At 64.4% G+C, this 9,003-nt stretch carries 6 protein-coding genes; all 6 read right to left on the bottom strand.

Annotated features, from left to right (window positions below; translation table 11 throughout):
• Positions 1–1,308 (bottom strand): flippase (locus PA598K_RS23380; protein ID WP_148091978.1); only part of this gene is annotated, 1,308 nt, incomplete at its 3' end.
• 19 nt (positions 1,309–1,327) lie between these two features.
• Complete coding sequence (locus tag PA598K_RS23375) at positions 1,328–2,713, bottom strand: UDP-N-acetylglucosamine 1-carboxyvinyltransferase (RefSeq protein ID WP_260405565.1); 1,386 nt, start codon at positions 2,711–2,713, stop codon at positions 1,328–1,330.
• A 112-nt stretch (positions 2,714–2,825) separates the two neighbouring features.
• Positions 2,826–3,707, bottom strand: a complete 882-nt coding sequence (gene murB / locus PA598K_RS23370; RefSeq protein ID WP_128659278.1) for a UDP-N-acetylmuramate dehydrogenase — start codon at positions 3,705–3,707, stop codon at positions 2,826–2,828.
• A gap of 201 nt (positions 3,708–3,908) precedes the next feature.
• Positions 3,909–5,552 carry a glycosyltransferase gene (locus PA598K_RS23365; protein WP_260405564.1) on the bottom strand — a complete coding sequence of 548 codons (1,644 nt, stop codon included), beginning with the start codon at positions 5,550–5,552 and terminating at the stop codon, positions 3,909–3,911.
• Positions 5,553–5,924: 372 nt separating this feature from the next.
• Positions 5,925–6,920, bottom strand: coding sequence for a glycosyltransferase family 4 protein (locus PA598K_RS23360; protein ID WP_260405563.1), 996 nt, complete (start codon positions 6,918–6,920; stop codon positions 5,925–5,927).
• A complete protein-coding gene (locus tag PA598K_RS38190; protein WP_260405562.1) occupies positions 6,907–8,919 on the bottom strand; it encodes a hypothetical protein in 2,013 nt (670 codons plus the stop codon). Before PA598K_RS38190 ends, PA598K_RS23360 begins: the two co-directional genes overlap by 14 nt.
• Positions 8,920–9,003: the final 84 nt, after the last annotated feature.

Below are 9,003 nucleotides of genomic sequence, written 5' to 3'. Positions count from 1 at the left end.
CGGCGCAAACCGCGCTCGCAGCTTGCCGAGCGTGGCCCGGATCTCCCGCACATCCTCCGCCGTCGGCAGCAGCACCGCGCGGAGGGCGATGCCCTCGCGTCGCGCATACAGCCAGACGAACAGCACCCCGGCGACGCCGTAGCTGATGCTGGAGGCGACGGCCGAGCCGATCGCTCCGTAGCCGGGGATCAGCAGCAGATTAAGCGCGATGTTGACGACGAGCGCCAGCAGCGACACGCGCAGCGAGAACAGCGGCGCGCCGCGTCCCGACAGATCGGCGTGCAGCAGCTTGAAGACAACCATGACGACGATGCCCGGCAGCAGATAGCGGATGATCGTCCCCGAGCCAGCAAAGGCCGCCCCGTACATCAGATCGATCATCGTCGGCGCTAGCAGCCAGAACAGCCCGCCGCAGACGAGCAAGAGCGGCACGACGAGCCGGATCAGCTTGGCGGTGCGAGCCACCGCGTCCTCCGACCGTTTCGAGCTGGCGCTGCGCGAGAACAGGATGAGGCCGATCGCCGTCGGCAGCTGCCAGATCAGCTCGGCGATATTGGTGCCGACGGAGTAGAGCCCGACCTCGGTCACGCTCGTCATCCGCTCCAGGAAGACGATATCGATCCGATAGTTGAGCTGGATGACGAATAGCGCGAGCGCGAAAGCAAAGCCTTTGCGGATAAGCAGCGATGGGATCGGCTGGACGACGCGCACCGAGAAGCCAATCTCGCCCCGCAGCAGCCGGAAGGAATAGAACAGCGTCACGAGCAGCATCAGCAGCTGCGTCAGCGCAGCGCCGAACACGCCCCAGCCGAACCAGCCGACGAGCAGCATCAGGATGAGGAAGTTCAGCCCCGTCTTGACGAGCTCGACCCGGTTGATGCCGCCGATCCGCCCACGCCCCTGCATAATGCCGCGTAAATACTGGATGCCCAGATTGGCCGGGATCGTCAGGATACAAACGCCGAGCAGCCACCAGCTGTATTGTCCTTGATACTGTAAGAGGAAGATGACCGTGACGAGGCCGATGCTGAGCAGCGAGGTCAACAGCCACAGGAAGGTTAGCGACGACACGATATCCCGCTGCTCGTAGGTGCGCTGGCCGATATAGTAAGCCGTCGCCTGCCGGATGCCGAGGTCGGCGATCGTCACGACAAGTGTCGGGATGACCAGGATGGCGGTGATGACGCCCTTGCCCTCCGGCCCAAGCAGCCGCGCCATGATGACAGAGATGACGAATGCGCCGAACAGCACGACCATCCGCGTCCCCAGGGTGCTCATAATCTGAAACAGCATGCCTTTTCGTTCCATCGCTGCATCCGCCTCCGTCTTACTCGTCGACCCGGGTGATCGAAGCGCCCAGCGCCGTGAATATCTCGCGGAAGCGATCGTAGCCACGTTCGAGCTGATACAGATTAGTAATCCGGCTCGTCCCTGCCGCCGCCATCGCGGCGACCGCGACCGCCGCGCCGCCCCGGATATCCGTCGCGACCAGGTCCGTCCCGTACAGCTGACCCGTGCCGGAGATGACGGCCGTCTGGCCCGGTGCGCCATTGACGCAGATGAAGCCGCCGTCGCGGACCGTGATGTCTGCGCCGAGCTTGTTCAACTCTTCGCAGTACGCGAAGCGGCCGTCGAGGATCGTGTCGCTCAGCTCTGAGGTGCCCATCGCATGCATCATCAGCACGGTATGGAGCGGCTGAATGTCCGTATGGAAGCCCGGATACGCCGCCGTGACGACGTCGACCGGACGCAAGGGCCGCTCCCAGGCGACGCGGATGGCGCCGGGCAGCTCCTCGATCCGCAGACCCGCAGACCGCCAAGCCGCCGTCTCGGCCTCCAGCACCTGTGTCGTCGCGTTGCGGATGATCGCACTGCCGCGCGTCGCCCCGACCGCCGATATGATCGTCGCCGCGATGATCCGATCGCCCATCACCGTGTGCTCCGCCGCATGCAGCCGCTCCACGCCCTGGATGCGCAGCGTCCCCGGCTCTGTCCAGCGGATGTCTGCGCCCATAGCGCCCAGCAGCTCGATCACATCGAGCACCTCGGGGTTGCGGGCGGCATTACGCAGTGTCACCGTCGAGCGCGACTGGACAGCGGCGAACAGCACATTCAGCGTGCCGCCGAAGGTCGGATAGGCGAAGTCCACCACCGACTCGGGATGCGGCTCGCTCGCCGACAGATGGAGACCGAGCTCGCTCTCCTCCATCCGGTAGCCCATCTGCTGCAGCGCCGACAGATGCAGGTCATGCTTGCGGTTGCCGATGCTGCAGCCGCCCGGCAGCGGCAGGAACAGACCTTGACGCCAGCTCGCCGAAGCGCCCAGCAGCAGCAGCGAGTGCCGGATCTTGCCGGCCAGTTCGCCGCTCAGCGTACCGCCGCGCCAGCCGCCGCCCCGACAGATCAGGTCGGCGCCCTCGCGCCGCACCTCGGCCCCCGAGTCCTGCAGCAGCTGGATCAGCTTCTGCACGTCATTGAGTCCGAGCGGCACATTGCGCAGCGTCACTTCCTCGTCCGCCAGGCAGGCCGCGACAAGCGCCGGCAGAGCGGCGTTTTTGGCTCCGGGCAACGACACCTCGCCGCCCAGCGGGCGACCGCCCTCGATGATTAGATGAGGCTCGCGCAGCCTCGGACGCGTCGTCTCCGCCGCAGTGGCCAGCTTGGACGCCATACCCGCCGAGCCCGCTCTCCCCGTCATTCCTGTTCTCTTCATCCTTCTCTCCCCATTCCGTATCTGAATCGTCATACGCGTACCCAAGCCGAGTCGTCATCGCATCCGGCGATGTCCTCCTCCAGCCGCTCATCTCCCATCTATCATCTATGCTTCAGACGATCAGCACCTCCGGCTCCATCTCGATGCCCAGCTTGCGCAGCACCGTCTCCTGCATCACATGCATGAGCCGCTTCACATCCTGCGCCGTCGCCGAGCCAAGGTTGATGATCCAGTTGGCATGCACCCTGCTGATCTCCGCGCCGCCGATCCGATGACCCTTCAGCCCGACCTCCTCGATCAGGCGTCCGGGATGAGGACCTGCCGGCGGGCTCTTGAACGTACTGCCGACCGTCGCGACATGCAGCGGGAATTTATCCTTGCGGATGTCCGCCGCCGCCCGCGTCCGGGCCATCACATCCTGCTGCTCGTCGCCCCGCTGCATGCGGAACTCGGCTTGCAGGATCAGACTACGCGTCCCCTGCAGCGAGCTGCTGCGGAACCCCAGGCCGAGCTTGGCCGCAGGCTTGCGGTGCAGCACGCCCGCCTCGTCGAGGTAGGTGATGGCAGTCAGCACGCCTGCCGTATCCTTGCCGATGCAGCCGGCATTCATGACGACACCGCCTCCGACCGTGCCGGGGATGCCGGCCATAAACTCGAAGCCCGCGATCCCCTGCTTGGCCATCGCCCATGCCAGTCTAGGCATCGGCAAGCCTGCCTCGGCGATCAGCGTGTCGCCTTCGACCCGCATCCCCTTCAGCCGTCGCCCGAGATGGATGACCGCCCCGTCGTAACCGGCGTCGTCCGCCAGCAGATTGGAGCCGTTGCCCACTGCCAGCACCGGCAGCCCCAGCTCCCGGCACCTCGCATAGAGCGGCTCCAGCGTCGCCAGACTACGCGGCGCCAGATAGTAGGCGCATGGCCCGCCGACGCCCATCGTCGTCATATGCTTCAGCTCGTATTGCTCCTTCACGTCACAATCCAGGTCGCTCCACATTGGACATCCCTCACTCTTATGGTTGCTTGTTACTTTACTGTGCGTCGCACCAGGGCCACGGCCTCTGCTTTGCGTGCTGCCCGCTGTCGCCGCTGTCGCTTGCTCCGCCCGCCGCACCGCGCATGCAGATGGAGCTATTCCCGTACCGGGAACCGCGGGCCCCACCCGGCTCCGCAGTCGTCGCCAGCTGATGCTCGCAGATTACTCTCGCATGCTCGGCCAGACTGCTGCGGGCACTGCCGTAGCGCCCCCGTGCGCATAGCCTCGGACCGCCTCTGCCAGCGCAGGCCGCTCGTTCTCCGGCATCGTGACGGGTCGACCCACCGGACGACCGCCTTCGTAGACCAGGATCAGCGCCTCCATCATCGTCCCCAGCGTAAAGTACTCCTCGTACAGCTGCCGACTCCGCCGACCATAGTAGTCGATCAGCTCCGGGTGCTCGATAAGCCGCGACAGCCGCTCGACGCCTTCCCGGATGTGCTGCGCTTCGAACAACAGACCGTTGTAGCGAGCCAGCACGACCTCGTTGTTGCCGATAACGTCGGTCGCGACGATCGGCAGCCCCAGGCTTAGCGCCTCGACGATCGAGTAGGGCAGCCCCTCATACAAGGAGGTGATCAGATAGATGTCGAACGCCTGGATCAGCTCCATCACATTGCTGCGGAAGCCAACTAACCGGATGCGATCCTCCAGTCCCTCTGCGCGAATCTGCTCGGATATCTCATCCTTGTAGATCCCATCGCCGATGTAGACGAAGTCGACATGGTCGTATCGTGTCGCAATTTCCCGGGCAATACGGAAAAATGTCCACGGGTCCTTCTGCTCATCCAGCCTCGCCGACGTCCCGATCGTCAGACGACCGCCGGACCGGAGCCTGGCCGCTCGCTCAGCCTCGGCGAAGCTGATCACATTGCTCGCCGACCTGGAGCTGGCAGCCCTCAGAGCGGCTGTCTCAGCAACAGGCTCCGACCGCTGATCCAACCCCGGGCCCGCGAGGCGACTATCTGCACTGAAGCCGTTGGGCGCCCCACTCGGGATGCGACTGACTGCACCGAAGTCGCTGGCCGTCTCGCTCGTGAAGCGACCATGTGCATCTGAGCCACTGGACGCCCTGCCCGCGACGCGATTATGTTCATCTGAGTCGCTTGCCTCTCCAGACGACGTCTTGGCTGCCGCTGTCTCGTCCTCGCCAAGCAACTGCCGCCACGCACTGGCATAGGCAGCGGCATCGACAGCCCGATGCGGGCCGCTACCGCTCGCGCCCACTCGCGCTTCCGATCGTCCCGGCCCGGAGATGCCATTGTAGATCAGCACCGACTGCTCCGGCCGCAAGACGCCCTGCTCGATCGCCGCCTGCCGCTCGCCGGCCGAGACGTTGATCGTCAGCGTTGTGATGCGGCTGAGCAGACGTTCCACCGCTGTATAGAGCTTTCGCTTGCCGCCACTCAGCCCGACATTCTGGAACATATATGCGTGCGGCGTATACAGGATTGTCCGCACCCCGCACAGCTTCGCCGCCAGTCGTCCGATGCCTCCGGCCTTGGAGCTGTGACAATGGACGATATCCGGCCGCAGCTCCCGCAGCAGTCGCATCGTCCGTCGCAGTGCGGCCCAGTCGCGACGCGGCGACAGCTCTCGTACCAGCTCCTCCACCGGATACAGACCGATACCCATATCGCGCAGCAGCCCGAGCTGACTTGTGAAGAGCATGTCGGCCCGGCCGTCGCTGTAGATGAGCGATACCCGATATCGGCCCAGATTGAGATGTAGCAGGATATCCAGCACATGCTTGCGCACCCCGCCGCCCATCGCTTCGCAGATCAAGACGATATGCTTTCTCATCATTCGCCTCCTCCCATCCTTGTACAGGTGCGTCGACCGCAGGTTGATAACGGTATGCGGTCCGAGTACCGTACCTACCTTCAACAACTGCAAAACTACCTTTAAATCTGCTTACATTAGCCCGTAGCGCTTGCTTAACTGCAAAACTACCTTTAATTCTGCTTGAACTAGCGCAAATCGCTTGATTAACTGCAAAAGTGCAGTTAAAATGGCCATTCGGCTCTTCAAATGCTCCACACGACGAAATTAACTGCACTTTTGCACTTGCGACCGCCGCAATCGCCGTTTTCGACAAAAATAGAGGTACTATTGCAGTTATTTGCCCACGCGACACCACACGACACCACACCACACCGCATCATCGCCCACGTCCAGCTACCCCGAGCGCACGATCTCGGCGAACAGTCCGCTCGTGAAGGCGCGCCAGCTGTAGCCCGCCGCATGCGTCAGCCCGCGCTCGCGCAGCGAGCGGCGCAGCGCCTCGTCCCCCATCACCTGGCTGATCTTGTCGGCCAGATCGGCAGGGCGATGCGGATCGCAGTAGATCGCATGCGTCCCGCACACCTCCGGCAGCGAGGCGGCCTGGGAGACGATGACGGGACAGCCGCAGGACATCGCCTCGATCGGTGGCAGCCCGAACCCTTCGTAGAAGGAAGGGTAGACGAAGCAGCCGGCATGCTCGTAGAGCGCTTTGAGCTCGCTGTCGCTAACGTAGCCGAGCAGCTTCACCTGGCTGCGGGACGCTGCCGCACTGACCGTGCTAGCGGCCTCATGACCAACTGGCTCCTGCACCATGCCATCTGCCCGGTCGCCGCGTCCCTCCGCCATGCCATCTGCCTGTTCGCCCCGTCCCTCCGCCATGCCATCTGCCTGCTCCACTCGTCCCTCCGCCATGCCATCCGTCTGATCGGCTCGTTCCTTCACTAGGCTGCTCTCCTGCACCCCAACTTCTCCCTCTACTTCGCCAACCGCCGCCTGGCCGAACACCTGCGCATGGGCGCCGCCGACGATGACGCAGTCGTAGGGGGTGTCGCCGAGCTGGCGGATCGCCTGGACGATCGAGGCGAAGTTTTTGTTGGGGCTGCGGCTGCTCACTGCTAGCACATAGTTGCCTGACGTCAGCCCGTGTCTGGCCAGGATCGCCTCGTCGGCGATCGTCTTGGCCATATGGTCGACGCCGAGATGATGGACCGCGATCTTGCGCTCGCCGATCCCGCAGTAGCGCTGAATCTCCGACTTGGAGAAGTGCGACACGGTGATCACCTTGCGCGAGGCGACCCGGAATGCGGTGAACAGCAGCCGGTACCAGCTGCGGAACAGCAGCGAGAAGTTGTCGCGATTGGCGAAGATCGCCGCATCATGGATCGTCACGATCTGCCGTCGCTTGGCCAGCGGAGCCGGACCGCACAGACTGACCAGCAATTGGCCCCGCGACAGACGCGGCAGCTCGAGTTGCTCCCACAGATGGCCCTTTAGCCGACCACGTTGCCGGACCTCGATATGTCGCAGCGGCAGCTCCTGGCGATCGCCTGGAGGGACGACCAGGACGAAGCTGTATCGACGCTTGTCGATCTCGTCGCGCTCCAGCATCTCGTCGAGCATCCGCACCGCCTCCATCGCGACGCGCTGGACGCCGGTGATTGACTGGGTCAGGAAGCGCCCGTTGATCATAATCTCTTGTCTCACGCTGTTCGCCTCCTTGGATTTCGTACTCCTCCGGACGGAGCAGGCAGCCGCCGATCGCCAGCCAGAGGAACACATTATACGGGAACAGCTCCAGCACATTGGTCGTCAGACCGGCGAACAAGCCGCCAACAATCAGCGCCAACGCCAACTCCGCCTGACGCGCGCCGTCTACTCGCCACGTACCGGTCTGCTCCTTCTGGCGCACCCCGCCTGCCTGCCAAGCTCCTGCTCGCTCCACCTGCCTAACACCATCTACTCGCCCAACGCCTATCTGTCCCGCATGCCTCACACCATCTACTCGCCATCCTCCTGCTTGCTCTATCTTCCTCATCCCGCCTGCCCGCCAAGCTCCAGCTTCTCCCGGCCGCCTCGCACCATCTGCTCGCTCCGCCTGTCTCAGACCGCCTACTTGCCACGACCCCGCCCGCTCTGTCTGACGCACACTGCCCGCGCTCCGGACTGTCGACCGTGTCGAGCGCTGCGTCACTGCCTGCATCCGGCCTTCTAGCCGGCTGGCCTGGCTGCCGCGCCGCGCGGCGTACTGCGCCGCGCTGTCGGCATGCCTGAGATTAGCCAGCAGGCGCGCGATCAGCAGTGTTGTGAGCAGCAGCATCAACAGCATGCCCGCTGCGCCGACCTGCTCGTAGAGCGCCAGGTACTGGTTATCCACCGCATAGCTGCCGCTCTCCCGGCCGAGCGCTACCGTCCGCTTGCTGGCCGCGCCAACCGCGCCCAGACCAAAGCCCACCACGCCGTTCAGACTGAGCGGCGAGACGAGATAGTCACCCCAGTGGCTGAAGCGATCAAGCGTCGAGCCGAGCGACAGCAGATCCCGCTCCTGCAACAGCAGCAGCATGCCGATGCCGAGCGTCGGCCCCGCCAGCAGCAGCAGCGCCAGCCAGAGCATCCCGCCCTGCCCGGCCGCCCGCAGCTTCAGCAGATAGAGGCAGAGCTGGCTGACCAGCCACAGCACCAGCGCCGAGCGGATCGTCGAGAGCACCAGGAATACGCCTGTCGTCGCCATCACGGCCAACCGCAGCCAGGGATGCCGGGCCAGCAGCCGCGAGCGCTCCAGCAGCAAGCCCGAGATCGCCAGCAGATAGGCATAGTTGTCCGGGCTGAAGGCGATCGACGGCAGCCGCGGCATGCCGTCGGCGAAGTGCTTGATATTGACGCCGTAGTCAAAGCCCATCGCCATCAGCCGCTCGATCCCGAGCGCATATTGCGTCAGCCAGCCGCCGACCGCCAGCAGGAACACGATCAGATAGATGCGATCCAGCCCGCCTCGCTGTATCTGCGGGGCGATGTACATCCCCAGGAACAGCAGCAGCAGCGGCAGGATCGTAATCTTCACCCCGTACACCCAGACGACGATATCGATCCCGGTCAGCACGCCAAAAGCGCCGATCGCCACCGTCCCGCCGATCAGCGCCAGCAGCGAGAGACCAATCGCGAGCCCCCGCTGCACGATCGACAGGATGCTGACCGCTGCGAACAGCAGCATCAGCACATCCTTGATCGAGCGGACGAGCAGATTGTCGACGAACACCGACATCAGCCCGTAGACCGACACGAACAGCAGCAGCAGCCCGGTCGCACGCGCGATCATCGTCTCGCGAGTCGCTGGCTGTGCTGCCAACAGCCGACCGGGCGAGGCTGCGAGCCTTACAGCGCTGGTCGCCATGCGGCCGCCCCCTTCGCCGGATAGAGGAGGCGCTCGTACAGCTCCTCATGCTGCGCGAGCAGTCGCTCGATCCCGTAACGGCGG

The sequence above is a fragment of the Paenibacillus sp. 598K genome (genome assembly GCF_003851045.1).
Classification (GTDB): domain Bacteria; phylum Bacillota; class Bacilli; order Paenibacillales; family Paenibacillaceae; genus Paenibacillus_D.
The sequence above is the reverse complement of the archived record's forward strand: the minus strand, read 5'-3'. Positions and strand labels throughout refer to the sequence as shown.